General features: G+C 47.7%; 16 protein-coding genes. 10 read left to right on the forward strand and 6 right to left on the reverse strand.

What is annotated here, in order from left to right; translation table 11 throughout:
* Positions 1-259: 259 nt before the first annotated feature.
* Entirely contained in the window at positions 260-628 is a 369-nt protein-coding gene (locus FYJ39_RS19530) for a helix-turn-helix domain-containing protein (RefSeq protein WP_154474011.1), read from the reverse strand.
* A 220-nt stretch (positions 629-848) separates the two neighbouring features.
* On the opposite strand from FYJ39_RS19530, the gene FYJ39_RS19535 reads away from it, so the two are divergent.
* The 10 genes from FYJ39_RS19535 (at position 849) to FYJ39_RS19585 (ending at position 10212) form a co-directional block, all read left to right on the forward strand.
* Entirely contained in the window at positions 849-1541 is a 693-nt protein-coding gene (locus tag FYJ39_RS19535) for a response regulator transcription factor (RefSeq protein ID WP_005947319.1), read from the forward strand.
* Positions 1538-2569, forward strand: coding sequence for a sensor histidine kinase (locus FYJ39_RS19540; RefSeq protein ID WP_154474012.1), 1032 nt, complete (start codon positions 1538-1540; stop codon positions 2567-2569). The genes FYJ39_RS19535 and FYJ39_RS19540 overlap by 4 nt, the downstream gene beginning before the upstream one ends.
* A 167-nt stretch (positions 2570-2736) precedes the next feature.
* Positions 2737-2997, forward strand: coding sequence for a hypothetical protein (locus FYJ39_RS19545; protein ID WP_154474013.1), 261 nt, complete (start codon positions 2737-2739; stop codon positions 2995-2997).
* A 5-nt stretch (positions 2998-3002) separates the two neighbouring features.
* Complete coding sequence (locus FYJ39_RS19550) at positions 3003-3668, forward strand: ABC transporter ATP-binding protein (RefSeq protein ID WP_154474014.1); 666 nt, start codon at positions 3003-3005, stop codon at positions 3666-3668.
* 14 nt (positions 3669-3682) lie between these two features.
* Positions 3683-6070 (forward strand): ABC transporter permease, encoded by a 2388-nt coding sequence (locus FYJ39_RS19555; RefSeq protein ID WP_154474015.1) that lies wholly within the window; start codon positions 3683-3685, stop codon positions 6068-6070.
* A gap of 186 nt (positions 6071-6256) precedes the next feature.
* Positions 6257-7027, forward strand: coding sequence for a response regulator (locus FYJ39_RS19560; RefSeq protein WP_154474016.1), 771 nt, complete (start codon positions 6257-6259; stop codon positions 7025-7027).
* Positions 7028-7537: 510 nt separating this feature from the next.
* The gene (locus FYJ39_RS19565; RefSeq protein WP_117714598.1) at positions 7538-7969 is read left to right on the forward strand and encodes a sigma-70 family RNA polymerase sigma factor; all 432 of its coding nucleotides are present in this window, start codon (positions 7538-7540) and stop codon (positions 7967-7969) included.
* 6 nt (positions 7970-7975) lie between these two features.
* Entirely contained in the window at positions 7976-8218 is a 243-nt protein-coding gene (locus tag FYJ39_RS19570; protein ID WP_004611627.1) for a helix-turn-helix domain-containing protein, read from the forward strand.
* Positions 8219-8651: 433 nt separating this feature from the next.
* Entirely contained in the window at positions 8652-8855 is a 204-nt protein-coding gene (locus tag FYJ39_RS19580; protein WP_009296579.1) for an excisionase, read from the forward strand.
* A 79-nt stretch (positions 8856-8934) separates the two neighbouring features.
* Positions 8935-10212 carry a tyrosine-type recombinase/integrase gene (locus tag FYJ39_RS19585; RefSeq protein WP_154474017.1) on the forward strand — a complete coding sequence of 426 codons (1278 nt, stop codon included), beginning with the start codon at positions 8935-8937 and terminating at the stop codon, positions 10210-10212.
* A 174-nt stretch (positions 10213-10386) separates the two neighbouring features.
* Here the strand turns inward: FYJ39_RS19585 and FYJ39_RS19590 are convergent, their stop codons facing one another.
* The 5 genes from FYJ39_RS19590 to FYJ39_RS19610 all read right to left on the reverse strand — a co-directional run.
* Entirely contained in the window at positions 10387-11355 is a 969-nt protein-coding gene (locus tag FYJ39_RS19590; RefSeq protein ID WP_235919901.1) for a hypothetical protein, read from the reverse strand.
* Entirely contained in the window at positions 11336-13906 is a 2571-nt protein-coding gene (locus tag FYJ39_RS19595; RefSeq protein ID WP_154474018.1) for a contractile injection system protein, VgrG/Pvc8 family, read from the reverse strand. Before FYJ39_RS19595 ends, FYJ39_RS19590 begins: the two co-directional genes overlap by 20 nt.
* Entirely contained in the window at positions 13894-15084 is a 1191-nt protein-coding gene (locus FYJ39_RS19600) for a PAAR-like protein (protein ID WP_328597579.1), read from the reverse strand. The genes FYJ39_RS19595 and FYJ39_RS19600 overlap by 13 nt, the downstream gene beginning before the upstream one ends.
* A complete protein-coding gene (locus FYJ39_RS19605; RefSeq protein ID WP_154474020.1) occupies positions 14984-15625 on the reverse strand; it encodes a hypothetical protein in 642 nt (213 codons plus the stop codon). Before FYJ39_RS19605 ends, FYJ39_RS19600 begins: the two co-directional genes overlap by 101 nt.
* An 862-nt stretch (positions 15626-16487) precedes the next feature.
* A partial coding sequence (locus FYJ39_RS19610) for an RHS repeat domain-containing protein (RefSeq protein ID WP_154474021.1) occupies positions 16488-16735 on the reverse strand: 248 nt, incomplete at its 5' end.

Here is a 16735-nt window from a genome sequence, read left to right on the forward strand (position 1 = left end):
GCTTAAAACAATCCGCGTGATTGCTTTGATAAAATCCACATTTGTTTTGCCGTCATTGGCGACGGCTATTTTGTTATGCACATTTTTCCTGCCACAAAAAAGTGCTTGCATTATTAGCAGGTTTGCTGTCTTTGTTCTTCTTCCCCTAAAAAGCGTTCTGCCCCCAAGGAAATACCCGCAAAATCCCGGTTTTTCCGAAAACCGCACAAAAAAAGAGAGGGCGCAGCTTGCGTCCTCCCAAAAACAAAACAGAGGGTTGTCATGCACCCTCCGTTTCGTCATTCTTCTGTTGAATTTGAATGGCCCCGTCAATCGCGCCCTCGATGATCGGCAGAAATTCTTCCGGGCAGAGTTTCAGCTTGTGGCTGACCCGCTGCCGCTGTGCGCTTTCCTCCCGCATAATCTCCGGGTTAAAATACCGTTCCACGGGAAGCCCGCAGATTTTGATAAGCTGTATAATAACCGGCAGGCTGGGAATCGTGCCGTCATTTTCGATGTTGGCAAGATAGCGCCAGTCGATATTGACCTGTTCCGCCAGCGTCTTACGCGATAACTGCTTGACTTTCCGCGCCTCTTTTACATCCACGCCGAAAGTTTCAAAGCCGGGACAATCTTTGATATTTGCCATATAGCACCACCCATCTACATTGTATATTTCATATTTTCTCAATGGAATGTTGCTATATGCAGGAAGATTAAACTTTATAATTCATATTTTCTGCCTTGTACGGAAAAGCAGGCTATCCTATAATAAAGGAGAAGCACTTTTTTGAAAAAATTTGTCCGCTGTAACATTTCGCGGACATTTGCCTGTTATACTATCTGCAAAAAGCAAAGGAAGTGAGGATATGAAGCAGATTTTAATTGTCGAGGACGACAGTTTTTTGAATAAGATGTTGGACTATAACCTGACCGCAGACGGCTACGGCGTGACTTCTGCCCTAAATGCCAGAACCGCAGCCGAAGCCATCCGCCAGCGGGAATTTGATTTAGTGCTGCTGGACATCAACCTGCCGGACGGCAACGGTTTTGAACTGTGCAAGCTGATAAAGCCCCAGCACCCGGACACCATCGTAATATTCCTGACCGCCAACGATCAGGAGAGCGACCAGATACGAGGCTATGAGGTGGGCGCGGTGGACTACATTACAAAGCCTTTTGTGATCGGAGCCTTGCAGCGGAAAATCAAAGCCATGTTCGCTATGCTGGAACACCACAAACCGGCCAAGGACATTTACGACGACGGGCGGCTGTTTCTGGACTTCTCGGAGCAGACGGCTTCCTTAAACGGCAAGCCCCTGACCCTATCCCCGATGGAGTACAAAATGCTGAACCTGTTCCGCAAAAATCCCCGGCAAGTGCTGACCCGTGGGCAGCTTTTGGAAAAGCTGTGGGATATAGACGAGAGGTTTGTGGACGAACACACCCTGACAACTTCCATCAGCCGGATTCGCAGCAAAATTGAATCTGACGGCGGCGCGCCCTACATCAAGACGGTTTACGGCATGGGCTATCAATGGACGGGAGGCGAGGCAAAATGAAGTTTAAGAACCTCTCGGTAAAGCGGCTGTTTGGTCGGGTGGCGCTGGGGCTTGTCCTCTCCATGTCCGGGATAACCATAGCCCTGTTTCTTGTGACAAAACAGACGGCGGTGCTGCTGACGGGCGGGGCGCTGCTGCTGTGCGCCCTTGTGGGAATTTTTGTACTGACGCAGGCGTTTGGAAAGCGGCTGTCGCAGTTTACCGCTGACCTGTGCCAGACCTTAGATCACATGATCGCCGGAAATGAAGCACCAAAACGCCCAGAGGACAGCGAAACCCAGCTTGCCAGAATCGGACACCGGCTGGCAAGGCTTTACCAGATCATGCAGGAGAACCGCCGCCGGGTGGACGAGGAACGGCAGGAGTTACAGACCCTTGTATCGGATATTTCCCATCAAGTAAAAACGCCGGTAAGTAATCTGAAAATGGCGACGGACACCCTGCTGGAAAAGCCCATGACCGAGGCGGAGCGCACCGACTTTATCCGGGGAATCCGCAGCCAGACGGATAAGCTGGACTTTCTCTTTCAGGCCCTTGTGAAAACCTCCCGGTTGGAAACAGGCGTGATCCAGTTGGATAAGAAACCGGGCCGCCTCTTTGATACCGTGGCGCAGGCCATGAGTGGGATCGTGTATGCAGCGGAGAAAAAGGAAATCGCCGTGTCCGTGGACTGCCCGGAGGATTTGACCGTTTCCCATGACAGTAAGTGGACATCCGAAGCCCTCTTTAACCTGCTGGACAATGCGGTGAAGTACACCCCAGCAGGCGGGAAAATCGCTGTGTCGGTGGTGCAGTGGGAAATGTATGTGGAGATCAAAGTGACCGACACTGGCAAGGGCATTTCCGAAAGCAATCAGGCCGCCATTTTCCGGCGCTTCTATCGTGAGGAAGAAGTACACGAACAGCAAGGCGTGGGCATTGGCCTGTATCTGGCCCGCGAGATCGTAACGCGGCAGGGCGGCTATATCAAAGTGGTTTCGGAGCCGGGCAAGGGTTCGGAATTTTCCATTATGCTGCCTACAAAATAGAACGCGGCGGACGGTCATTTCCGGCTGCCCGCCGTAAATTTTTTTGAAATGTCCGAGCGTTGTAACATTTGACCCTGATTTTCGATGAAATTTTTTGGCCGCTGTAACATTTCGCGGACATTTGGGTTTTACAATGACCTTATCAACAAAAGCGAGGAGGCGACGCAATGGAACTGACCCCGACCTTGATTTTGAATCTGGCGCTGCTGATCGTCCCGCCCGTTGCCCTTGTGCTGGTGTTCCGGCAATGGCTGGCCCGACACATCCTCTGGACGGTTGCCTTGACTGCTCTCTGTGATGTTCTCCTGTTTTGGGATGAACTGTTCTACTATGAGAGCTTCGGCCTGTTCGCTGTGCTGATTCTGGTACAGTTGGCGGCCACCGGCACAGCAGCATTCCGCATTTACAACAAACAAAGAAAGGATTGAATTTTATGAGCATTTTGCAGACCATCGACCTGAAAAAGTATTACGGCACAGAGCCGAACATCACCCGCGCCCTTGACGGTGTGAACTTCTCCGTGGAGGACGGCGAGTTTGTGGCCGTTGTGGGAACCTCCGGCAGCGGCAAGTCTACCCTGCTTCACATGATGGGCGGGCTGGACACCCCTACTTCCGGCAATGTGATTGTCCGGGACAAAGAGCTGTCAAAAATGAACGACGAACAGCTTACCATCTTCCGTCGCCGTAACATTGGCTTTATTTTCCAGAGCTATAACCTTGTTCCCATCCTGAATGTGTATGAGAACATTGTCCTGCCGGTGGAGCTGGACGGGGACACGGTGGATCAGAAGTTTTTGGACGAGATCGTACACCTGCTGGGGCTGGAAGATAAACTGAAAAATATGCCGAACAATCTTTCCGGCGGCCAGCAGCAGCGTGTGGCGATTGCCCGCGCCCTGATTACCAAACCGGCTATTGTGCTTGCCGACGAACCGACCGGCAACCTTGACAGCAAGACCAGCGCCGAGGTGCTGGGACTTATCAAGCGTACCAGTGCGGAGTTCCGGCAAACTGTTGTGATGATTACCCACAATAACGACATTGCCCGCCTTGCAGATCGGATTGTCCGCATTGAGGACGGAAAGATTGTGGAGTAAGGAGGTGGCAGGCTATGACATGGCCTTTTGAAAATGATACCAGCGGCATTGTTAAAAAAATCTCCGAGAGCAGTATTCGTAGCAGCAAAATAAGAAATATTTTTACTGTGGTAACGATTGCTTTGGCGTCTGCGTTGTTGGCAACGGTTTTTCTTTGGACTTTTGGTACACAGACCGAACGCATTAACATGGTAAAACAAACCGCACAGATCGTTTATCGTGGTTTGTCAGAACAGCAAGGAAACCAGCTATACGATCAGGACGAAATCGAGTGGGTCGGCGAAATTTTGAATGGCCCAGCAGAACGGATCAACAATGCTACTGTTAATTTTAGTTATGGAAATGCTGAAATGTTAGCCTCACAACAGATGGAGTTCAAAGGAGAAATCCCACAAAAAGAAAATGAAATCATGCTCCCCAAATCTTTTTTGGATGTATTAGGTTATGATGATAAATTGGGGCAAAAAATCAGTCTTTCTTTTGAAGATGGTTCAACGCATGAATTTGTTTTATCAGGCATTTGGAGTTCTGTTTATGAGGTTAAGGGAACTTATTTAGCCCTTGTGTCAAAAACATATTTGGATAAAATGGCCGGTTCAGTTTTGCCGATGGATTATTTTATTGGCTTGAAAAATGCTACTACGATGTCCGAAGAAGAAGCCAGCAAGTATGCTTTAACTCTTGCAGAGAAATTAAATATTTCTGACGATCAAACGGTGGTGCGTTCAGACTATTTTATGCAGTTGGAAGATACATCAATGGGTGATGAAATGGGCTTCTTTATTGTGGTAGGGTTGCTGACCTTGCTGGGTGCCGGAATTGTCATCTATTCTATTTTCTATATCTCGATTGCAGGAAATATCCGCAGTTATGGACAGCTTCGCACGATTGGTACAACAAAAGCACAGATAAAGCGGATCGTCTACCGGGAGGGAAAACTTCTCGCTGCGGTGGGGATTCCTTTAGGCTTACTAATTGGAAATATCATCGGCTATGTTCTGTTGCCGGATGGCTGGAATTTACAAACAACGGTGCTTGTGACAGTGGGAACTGGAATCTTTGCCCTACTGATTGTGATAATTGCCATCCATACCCCAGTGAAAAAGGCGGCAAATATTTCACCCATTGAAGCAGTGCGGTATTCCCCCTATCAGGGAAAGAAAAAGGAATCTGCAAAGCTACATCGGAAGATTACACCGTTTTCTTTGGCAAGAATGAATCTGTCCAGAAACAAGGTAAAATCCATACTGACGATTCTTTCTCTTTCGATTGGTGGAGTTCTTTTGGTGACACTTTCCACGGTATTGATTTCCCACGATAGTTACGCAGAAGCAAGGGGAAATTCATTTCCTGTTGGAGAATTTAAGATCAACCTTAACGCAAATCAATCATGGGAAACTGCCGAAGTGTCTTTGGCTGGATTGCAAAGGCAAAATCTGTTGAACGATGAGTTTGTGGCACAGCTTGAAAACATTGACGGCGTAAAAGGGGTTAAGCGTTGGTATTATACGGACGCAGAATATCATGTAAATGGATCGTCAAATGACTGGATTCAAGGGTTTTGCCGGGACGAGCAGAAAAATTTGGAAGATAATCTGATTGCCGGAACCGTGGATTACGACGAGCTGATTGCTGGTAATGGCATTGTTATGATGGAAGAACGCCTGAAAGATGTCTATGAAATGGAGGCTGCTTTAGGAGATACCGTCAAAGTTGACTATGAAAATGCGGCTGGCGAGCTTGTCACAAAAAGCTATACGATCACGGGCGTTATAAGCGATTATAATTATGTAGGCTTCAAAAAATGTTTTACCCTCCCGGAACAGCTTATAAACGAAGCAACCGGAATGGATTGCACTGGTACTATTTCTGTTATTACGGATCAGGAACAATACCAAGCGGTTGAAGCAGGTTTGCGGCAACTGCTTTCTGGCAATTCAAACTTCACTCTGGAAACGATAGAAGAAAAAATTAACTCTTTGGAAAGTATGTATCAATTTGTCTATGGGGTTCTATTGATTATTGCAGTTGTGATTACCTGCTTTTCACTGATTAACCTTGTAAACACAACGATTACGAATTTTATTTCCAGAAAGCAGGAATTTGGCATTTTGCAATCCATCGGATTGACAGAAAAACAGCTACTTAAAATGCTTCAATATGAGGGATTGATTTATTCCGCGAGTGCTACGATTATAACAGTTATTTTGGGGGCAGGAATGGGCTATCTGGCGGTATGTGCTATGAAAACGGCAAATGCCTATTTCTTCTTTAACTTCCCGTGGGCGGTTGTGATCGGGTATCTGGTAGCGATCTTAATTGTGCAGGTAATTTTATCTGCTTTTACAACAAGAACGCTGAAAAAACAATCTCTTGTAGACCGCATTAAGACAATGGAATAACCATATGGGATCGGCGGAGCGGCGTGTGCTGCTCCGCTTTTTTTCATCATTTCTCAAAAAATTTTTGAAATGTCCGAGCTTTGTAACAATTCAGCCTGTTTTTGGCTAAAAATATGGCCGCCTCGGACATTTATGTAACATTTGTAGTTTATGCTTGTGGTAAATCAATATTGGGGGTGAGGACACATGAAAAAGATACTGCTGATTGACGACAGCGACACCTATACATGGTGTCTGCAAAAATACTTACAGCACCGGGGCTACCCAGTAAAAACGGCTTCCACGCTGAAAGAAGCAAGGGCCGCCATCCAAGAGGAAATGCCCCTGGTGGTCTGCTGTGATCTTGACTTGCCGGACGGTTCCGGCATGGATTTTCTGGACGAGGTGCGGGCCGCAGACAAGGAGCTGCCTTTTATTCTGGCGTCCTGCCATGATAAGGAGGACTACGAACAGGAAGCTATGCGCCGGGGCGCGACGCTGTGCATGGACAAAATGAAAGGTCTGTTGCTGCAAGATAAGCTGGTGGAATACGCTTACCGGCAGTTATCCGGCGAAACTGCCCCAACTTTTCACAAGCTGCTCTTTGTCCATGCGGAAGATACCAGCGCCGGAGTGCTGCGGGCGGCTATGCTGCAAAAGGGCTTTGACCTGATTTTGGTTTCCTTGATTGGAGAGGCCAAGCGCCGGATTTTTGAGGATAAGGAAATAGAACTGATCTTGTGTGATGTGGAACTGCCGGACGGCACAGCAATGGAGCTGTTTCATACGCTGCGGCGGGTGGCGGGGATGTTCCAAATGAAGAATCCCCCTGTCCGGCTTCTTCCGTTCTTTATCCTCACCGAGAACAACGATCTTGCCACGGAATATGAATACCGGCATGAGGGCGTGAATGACTATATCACCGCCCCGGTGAATATCCCGGAGCTGATCCGGCGGGTTCTGTTCTTTGTGGAATGAAGCGAGATACCATATTCAAACATCTGCCTCCAAAGCGGGGAAAAGAAAAAAACCGCTGGCAGGCAGATCATTTCCCATGCAAACCTACATAGCTGATACGGCGGTTTTGAGTAGATCAAGGCCGCCGTTTCTGTTTGCTTCGACGACCCCTGCACCGTGTTCTGGCATGGCGGCTTTAGGAGGGAGCCGCCATGCAATGTAAACCATATCGACAGAATCCGACAGGGATAAACCTGTCAAAAAAAGCCTGTCCCCGCCATCGGGGACAAGCGGCTATGAGTATGCACTATACCATGTAGGAAAAGAACATATTGCTTTCTGTTTCGCCCTGTGGGTCTTTGACCTGCCGGGCGAATTTTGTTATTTCCTGCGGCCTGCTATCCGGCGCAAAAAGAAATTTCAAAAAAGTGAAAAAAGGAGGCGTTTAGCGGGCAGCCAGAGAGATTCCATTCGCTCTATTGGCGGAAAGGGAGAGAACCACCACATCCCCCATAGAAAGGGGGTGAGAAGATGGAAGCGATCCCCCGCAAATACGGTGAATGGGGCCAGTTTGACCGCTATTGCAAGCTGGTTCTGTACCATGAGGCAATAGATTATCTGCGGGAAATGAAGTGCCGCCGCGACCGTGAAGTGTCGCTGGACGCTGTTTCCCCGGCTGATTGGGACAAGCTCTCGACCGTAGATCGGTATTCCTGCGACAGCTTTACATTCAGTTCGCATGGTTATGACCTACATATCGACAACGAGCTTGTGGCCGAAGCATTTGCCAGCCTGCCAAAAGACGAGCAGAGTATTTTGATTCTCCGCTTTGTTCTGGATTTGACTGACGAAGAAATTGGCCGCCTGATGGGAATGTCCCGCAGCGCAGTCCAGCGCCACAGGACAAGCACCCTGAAAGACTTGCGTATAAAATTGATGGCGTTCATGCCGGAGGGAGGTTAAACGCGGATGAAGCAATCCAGTTACAAGGGCAAAAGCCCTCTGCCTGATTTTGTGATCGACGCGGCCTGCGCCGGTAACGCCGAAGCTGTGGAGCGTGTCTTGCAGCATTACGACGGCTATATCAATAAGCTGTGTACCCGGACGCTCTATGACGGCAGCGGCCAGCCTCATATCTGCATTGACGAGTATATGAAGCGCCGATTGCAAATCAAGCTGATCCATTCCATCGTTAGTCCCATTGGCGACTGACGGTTAAGGCCCCGGCCATAGACAGGCGGCTTTCCCTTTCCCCGCCTGCCTGTTTCCCGGCGGCCCCTTTGCTCCTTGACAAATACGCCCGCAGGACAATGGCGGCGCGTCATAGGGCAGACGGATACATTCTGTCTGTGCCGAGCCGGGCGGCAGGTGCGCCAAGAGGCTTTCCCTCATTGGGGTAAGCGGAGCGATTTTACCGGGCCGTAAAGTAGGTGTGGCAGCCTGCGGGCGACGACGCGCAGACAGGACAATGATACTCCCTTGCCGTCGTAGTCCGAGCGTTTGAAGCGTCGCAGGCAACGAGCAGGGCCGCGTGAGAACCACGCGGGGGTGAGATTCCCGTGGAGCTGTGCCAGCAGCCGTCCGTTATTTTCTGCCCACTTTCACAACAAATAACTTTTGTTTTGAAAAGAAAGGGGGCCATGTTATGAGTAATAACGATGTGCCTATTTGGGAAAAATACACGCTCACCATTGAGGAAGCGTCTAAATATTTTCGGATTGGGGAAAACAAACTGCGTCGGCTTGCCGAGGAAAACCCCACCGCTGGCTGGGTGATCTTAAACGGCAACCGCATCCAGATCAAACGGAAGCAGTTTGAAAAAATTATTGATTCCCTTGACACAATATAGTGAAAAAGGGCCTTGCGCGTGTTATAATAGGTTATAAGCGTGTCAAGGCTCTTTCCGTCATGGAAAGGAGCATGACGAAATGCCAAGAAAAGAACGAGATGAAAAAAGACGGGACAACAAAGGCCGCCTTTTGAAGTCTGGAGAGAGCCAGCGATCAGATGGAAGATACGCTTACAAATACATTGACACCTTTGGAGAACCCCAGTTTGTTTACTCATGGAAGTTAGTACCCACCGACAAAGTACCTGCCGGGAAGCGGCCCTGTCTTTCCCTGCGCGAGAAAATCAAGCAGATACAGAAAGACCTTGACGACGGGATCGACACCATCGGCAAGAAAATGACCGTGTGCCAGCTTTATGAAAAGTACACCCGGCAGCGCGGGAATGTGCGGAAAGGAACCCAAAAGAGCCGCCAGCAGTTGATGAAACTTCTGTCCGAAGATAAGCTGGGCGCGGCCAGCATTGACAGCGTGAAGCTGTCCGACGCGAAAGAATGGGCCTTGCGTATGCAGGAAAAAGGCGTTGCTTACAACACCATCTGCAACAGCAAGCGTTCCTTAAAAGCCATCTTTTATATGGCCGTACAGGACGACTGCCTCCGCAAGAATCCCTTTGACTTCCCGATCAATGAGGTTATCAACGACGATACCGTACCAAAGGTGCCGCTTACCCCTACACAGGAAAACGAGCTTTTGGACTTCATGCAGAACGATCCCGTCTATGCCAAGTATTATGACGAGGTGGTGATCCTGCTGGAAACCGGGCTTCGTATTTCCGAACTCTGCGGCCTGACGCCCGCCGACCTGAATTTTGAAAAGCGCTTTGTGAATGTAGACCACCAGCTTTTGAGAAGCACCGAGGACGGCTACTATATCGAAGCGCCAAAAACAGAAAGCGGATTCCGTCAAGTGCCTATGAGCGCAGCCGCCTATGAAGCGTTTGAGCGCGTGTTGAAGAAACGCAGGGACGGCAGGTGCATTGAGGTTGACGGTTATAAGGACTTCCTGTTCCTGAACCGGGACGGCCTGCCCAAAACCGCCGTCAACTATGACGCCATGTTCAAGTGCCTTGCCAAGAAGTACAACAAGTGCCACAAGGAGCCGCTGCCCGATGTGATGACGCCGCACACCATGCGGCATACATTCTGTACCAGAATGGCAAACGCGGGCATGAACCCCAAGGCATTGCAGTACATCATGGGACACGCCAACATCGTAATGACGCTGAACTATTACGCCCACGCTACTTTCCATTCCGCACAGGAGGAAATGGAACGGCTGCAAGCCAAGGCAAAAACCACCGCAGAGGCCAAGCCGGAGCCTGCGGCGGAAAGCGCCGAGGAAACCAAGGCGGCATAAGTAGTACGCAGAATTTACTACTGCTTTTACCACTTTTGAGAGTGAAAACATGAGGGGTAATAAAAAGATTTGTGAGGTTCTTCCGATATAAAAAGTGCCGGAAAAGCCCGAAGTAACGGGCTATACCGGCATATAAGAACATCTAAAGAGATAATTAGAAATCTATTAAATGATTTATATAAAAATTATATTTATCCAATGTTTAATATAAGCTGCATAATTCTTATTTGCTTGCATTTTACATATTTGTTCCATAAATCTATCCGAAAACTCTTTATTTTCTTCCTTGCTAACATCACTTCGATCTTTATAATAAAAAGCAGGAGTTAGTGTCAAATATGAGAACTTCCAATCCATGAATAATGAAAACTGTATGCCCTGATATGCTTCAATATTTTTTCCATTTATAATATAGCCTATTTTTTTTGATTCTCTCCATATTTTGTTTCTATTATATTTACAATTGCTATGCTTTCCAATAATAATAAGCAACGTTTTTAAAAGCATACTTTTTAAAGTGCCATTGTCAAAAAAATTTTTTCTGGTCAATGGTACTAGTTCTATCGTTCCATTAACATTAGAGCCACACATGCTACTAATCGAATTTCGATTTCCCCAAGCATAAATCATTCCATTATAAGGTACTGCAACTATGTTATAATCAATCAGCTGCTTGCAATAATCCCATAGGTTCATAACTGAACTGTTTTTCACCTCAAATTGGTAACATTTATCTGGAAATTTAATTGGATAAACATTTGTATCTACAATTTTGTTTACACCCTCCTTATACGGTGAAAACGTTGTTGTTCTACACTCATACCTAGCACCCAGATCAGCTTTTAATTTTCCAACTTCTTCTTGTAGTTCCTTGTCTTCAAAACACATATGCGCAATATTAAGCATTGTTTTATCAAAACCATCTGTAGGTATATAAAACGCCTCTCGCCCATACAAATTGAGTTTCTCAATCAGCCCTCTCACTTCTGGTGCAATATTCCTACCATATCCACACCAATAAAGCCTTCCAGCACCACTTCTACAAAAGCTACGCTCTATTGCTTGCATTAGTGATTTATCTCTTCCGCTATACCCCATTACAACAAAATAACGTTTTGATGCTTCAAATGATAAGGCATCCACGAATATATGTATCTATTTTTCCTGTATTAATCTGAGTATTGCCGTCTGTATACACTTTTACAGGATGTGTTGACCCTGGTGGTATAACTTCCTCTATTTTTAGTTTACTGCCACCCTTTAAAGTGCTCTCTGCCATATCATCAAGTACATCTGCACTCCCCTTAACTGCCTTCCCAGCATCACCAGCCAGCTCTCCTCCATTGCCTGCCTTCTCTCCTATCCTGATTGCTTCATGCAGCGTATCTCCAGCCTCATCCATCAGGTTTACGTGTACCCGGAAGTCATTACTCGTTTTAATCCTGTGGATTATCCCATCTGGTGTTACATATTCCAGGACATACCTGTCCCCTCCGTTTGCCAGGTTGTCCAGGCTTTTCTGAATCCACTTCTGCAGTTCCCCCATTTCCGCCTTACGCGCCTTTACAAAAAGATCGATGTTCTCCAATGCCTTTACGGCCTTTTTGCTGCGCTTCAGCTTTGTCATATCGGCTGCTTTCAGCAGATATTTGGTTCCTTTCCCTCCTTTTGCAACCAAATCCCCCAACAGCGGGAAAACGCTGATTCCGGAAAGGGCCGCGTTCCCCCAATCCCCCTCCGTCAGGTAGACAATTGCATTAATGGCATCTGCCGGTTCCAGAAAGAACCCCACTGCATCCAGCGCTGCATGCCTTCCCTCCTTACTCAGCAGCCACTCCCCCGCCTTGTCCATGCCTGTCTTTCCATAGGTGGCGGACAGCCATTGAAAATACAGGCCGTTTTCATAGTTTTCACGGCTTGTTGGATCCATCATTCTATCCTTATAGTACGGATCCAGCGTCTCACTGTCCAGGTAGTTGACGTATTCCCCCGTTCCAAGGACGTTCTCTTCAAAATATTTCCTCAGGGCCGCGTTCCCCTCCAGCCCCCAGACACGCCCAATCACCGTCCCGTCCGGCATAAACAGCTGCAAGGGGCTTCCCCATTTCTCATTATAATACATCTCTTTCAGGGCTTCAATCGAATCCTCGCTAAAGACATTTTCCCCTTGTTCGTTCAAGGGGCTGTCCAGCTGTACCCGCGTCCCTTTCAGGTGGATTCCTTCCGGCAGAAGCGCCGCTGCGCTCATCCCACACTGGATATAAATATACTCCGCCGCCCTCAGGCTGACCTGCTTTGCACAAAGCATATCCACCTCGATCCCGTTCTTCCCTTTTAGGCCTGCTCCTCCCTTGCCGGTCAGGCTCATTCCTCCTTTTCCCATTCCAACCGCTGTCCCGGTCCCGTTCTGGAGGCGGATCCCTCCCGTGTTCAGAGACAGCCCCTGCTTTCCTGGCGTACTCCAGTTTTTATAGCCAGTCATATTGGCTGCATCCGCTTTCGGGGGTTTTCCCCCTGCCTTTTTCTGCACGGCTGCCCCCTGGTTCTCCACTCCCATAGGGAGCGGCTGGCTCTTTTCCGCTTCTTCTTCCTCCGCTGCCGTGTCATCCATGACCTGCTGTGTCACCGCATGGAGCGTTTCATAGCCCGCTCCGCCTCCCCCAAGGATCGAACGATCCTCCTCATGTTCCGTGGGAAAATACAGGTACAGGGTATCACCATTTTCCGGGCGGCCGCTGTATCCGCTCCCTCCACCGCTGTAGAAAACCGGGCGGCTGTGCCAGCTGTCCGCTGGTTCTCCCGCCGTGTCGGTGCTGAGGCTTAGCCGGGATTTCTCCGGACCGCTTTCCACCACCCTTCCCTCAACTGATGCCCCTATCAGCCCGTAATTGTAGATTGGGGCTGTCTGAAAGCCCTCCTCTCCTCGCAGAATGTACGTGTTCTTCAGATAGCCTCCTTCCAGCCGGCTTTCCTTCTCCGCTATTGCCAGACTCTTCCCACGGAACCTCACACGCTCTCCAGGATACAGCATCTGATAGCAGTCCTTTACCACATACTCCGGACCTGTACAAATGGTTCCATCTTCCAGCATGCTCCCAGGTATCCGCTTCCTCTCGTAGTAATGGTCCGCCTTTAGTTCCACCTCTCCCTGGCTGTCCGGCAGGCCGATATAGAATCCGTTTCCAGAAAACCGGGACTCTGGCAGGATTCCGTTCCCTCCAGATGATACCGCTCTCCGGATGAATTCCCAGTCTGTTTCCTCATATTGGAACAGGAAACCGCATTTCTTTTCCCCTCCCGCGCCGCTTTTCCATACAGGATATCCCTGGTATGGAGCAGTAACCTCCCCTACCAGCTCCTCATAGCTGCGCTCCTGCTTCTGGAACGAGCGGCTCCTCTTTTTCCGATCCAAAAGACTGCTCCCCGTCTCCGCTTCTATGTACACACAGCCCTGGCCTTTCTCCTTTCCGACTGTGGCTTTTTTTACTACCCCGCAGAAAACAGGGCCGCCTCCGTCCACTTCCAGGATAACCGGCATGCCGGTACGGATTCCTTCCCTCTCTCCTTCTGAAACCCATATTCCAACCTTCATCCGCCCATGGCGGTTGAAGCCCTGACTGATCCACAGATAAAACGGCGTCCCTTCGCAGGAGATTTCTGACACTCTTAACCTTCCCTGCTCTATTGCTCCCATGACGTTTTCTCCCTTCCGGCGCTTTCACATACTTTTTTGATGAAGGCATCCGCTTCCTCGTCCCCCACATAACGGGACAGGGATCTTTGAAGAATCAGCAGGTCTTTTTCCTCCTGACTCCATTCATTCCAGTGTGACAGTTTTTCCCTCTTTGCCATGATTTCATCCGGATCCCCATAGCTATCCAAAGAGACACCTGGTTCATAGTAGCTCCCATCCAGCAAATATCCCTGCTCATTCATCTGTTCATAAACAGCCCTGGCTTCCTCCGACATTTCCAGATAATCCGAATACCGTCCGCTCCCACCATATTCCGGGCTTCTATAATAATCCAGAAATTTTTCCATCGCTTCCAGCCCATTCTCTGACGGCTCCTGCCGGCATGCCTCAAGATAGCCATTATAAGCTGCCTCATCATTAAAAGCCTTTCCCACTCTGCTTAGAAGGTTCCAGCAGTTCTTAGATGACTGATTCATCGCTACCACACATCCGGTCATATAGCTCACATCAATTCTTGTTCCTGTCTGCTCATCAAAAAGGTAAATTCCACGTTCAAAATAATTGGAAAGAGATGGGTAGTTTTTTTCCATGTAAATGCCAAAATCCCATAATTCCTGGCTGACTTTTGTATCCCATGGAATAGATTCATAGCCATTCCAAAGCAATACGCTGTTTATCATATCTTGCTTGCTTTTCTTTGAAAGTCCATTTTCTTTTATATATGTCTCAACAACAGTCTCCAGCTGTTTCAGGTGTTCCTCCAGCGCTTTTACCGGATTTTCACCCTGACCGGAATTTAAAAGCGTTATAATTCCCATGCCATAGGTGCAGAATGTCCAGCTGTCTTCCATCAGGGCACGATAGCCTGCTATATAAACGTCCGCTTTCGTTTCCATCCATTGAGGTCCCGGCTGATATTGGCAAGGGAAAACCCCTGCAGAAGAAAGCTGCTGGAGACTTTTCCATCCATTTTCCAACAGGAAATCATGGAAGCCCTGTGCTGCTTCCTGGGAAATATGGGGACTGTAGCAGTTTCCAAAGCTTCCGCATCCCAGGCATGCCTTTTTATAATCTGTTTCATTCGCCACCCGGCTGCCGCTGATCTCTATATGACGGTTTCCCGGCACGATCAGCCAGCTCTGCTCTCCGTACTGGCAGCTGAGTCCCGCGTTCTCCACTACATATTTTTTTCCACGGCGTTCCCTCCTTTACGCTCACAGAAACCGTCTGAAACCCGATAATGCCTTCCCGGAGCATCTGTTCAAGTACATCCCCCGCTATGATAATATCCGTTCTGTGTTTCCCTTTTATTCCAAAAACCTTATGTATTTCCACAAGATCTTTGCAAAGACATATCTGCTCAATTTCTCCATCCTTTAAATATACCGTATCCTTATGAAGCACATTAAGCAGCCTGGGATACATAAAATAATAGGTTTCTAACTTTCTGGTTTCCACATGTCCCAACACACAGGGACGGTATCTGCCTCCTTGCTGGTATTTTTTCCATATATCCCCTATTTTTTTTGATATCAGAAATGCTCCTGACAAAATATTAGCATGGTAAAAGGGAAGAAAACTGATTTCCTTATCCTGCTTTTCTGCGTTCCCATATACCAGCAACGGCTTTTCTTCTCCCCATATTTGAGAAATTGCCGGAAATACGGGACGCAGTATGTTTCTATATTTGGTCTCCTGCGTGATTTTGAAATATTCCATCAAGCCACTCTCCTGTTTTTTTCGTTTGGCAGTTCAGAACCAGAAGTGGTTCATATTCTCCCATATAATCACTTAAATGGATTGCAATCTCCTTTTGGGAGGCTGCTCTTTGGAAAGGCTGGCCTCTCAAAATACCCAGCAGAGATTCCTGAAATATGCGCCGGATTAGCTCTTTTGTTTGAAATTGTCAGTCAAGACCATCGTCTTAGCCGGCGGCTTGCTTTGACTCTATAAAGGTCTGTTACCGGCACTGGAGTCTAAAAACTCATCAAAATCGGTTCGCCAAGCGCAACATCGTTTACCCACTAAGCTCTAAAAGGTCTATTTTATTTGTTATATTTTACTGGCTCCCCCGTAAACAGGCAATGTCGCTAACTTAAGGATTCATAAGAATTACTTTTAAGTCCAGAGATAAATATGATACTTATTCTTGTATTAGAAATAAGCTTGCTTGACTGCAAACTTCAACATATGAACTATTGGGGGCTTGTACTCACTTTTATATACACGGCTTATTGTTCATAAAGTGCTTTCGCCGTGTATACTTTTTGTGTCTTGGAAATTTTCTTCATGGACGTATTTCAGAACGATTTTTCAATGCTTCGTCTATCATTTTATTGATTAGTTTTGCTAAATTTCTAACACCAAACGTAAAAAGTGAGATAATGTTTCTTTTCATTTGATTTATAATAACATTTTTATTAGTCTGATATAATCATTTATTTTGTATTTTCTGTAAATTCAACACAAAATTCATCTCCATTAGACAGCTTAATCACAACAGCTTTAGGTGTATCAATATAACCATCATTTTCATTAAAAAACACCATCATAATAGCCTGTCAAATTATCAATCCACTCTTTAGGCAAGCTGCGTGATGCGGCCCAGAAGGTCATATTCATAGCGGGTGGTAACGCCTGCCGGGTCGGTCATGCTCCTGATACGCCCCGCCGGGTCATACTCATAGGAAACCAGACGCTTCCCGCTGGAGCGTTTCTCCTTCAAGCGGCCTTTTTCATCATACTGGTACTCATAGGAATGGCCGTCGCTGACCGCCTGCATAAGACGACCGATGCTGTCATAGCGGTAGGTCCGGATGCATGGATGCT

It is taken from the genome of Clostridium porci (assembly GCF_009696375.1).
In the GTDB taxonomy this organism is placed as follows: domain Bacteria; phylum Bacillota; class Clostridia; order Lachnospirales; family Lachnospiraceae; genus Enterocloster; species Enterocloster porci.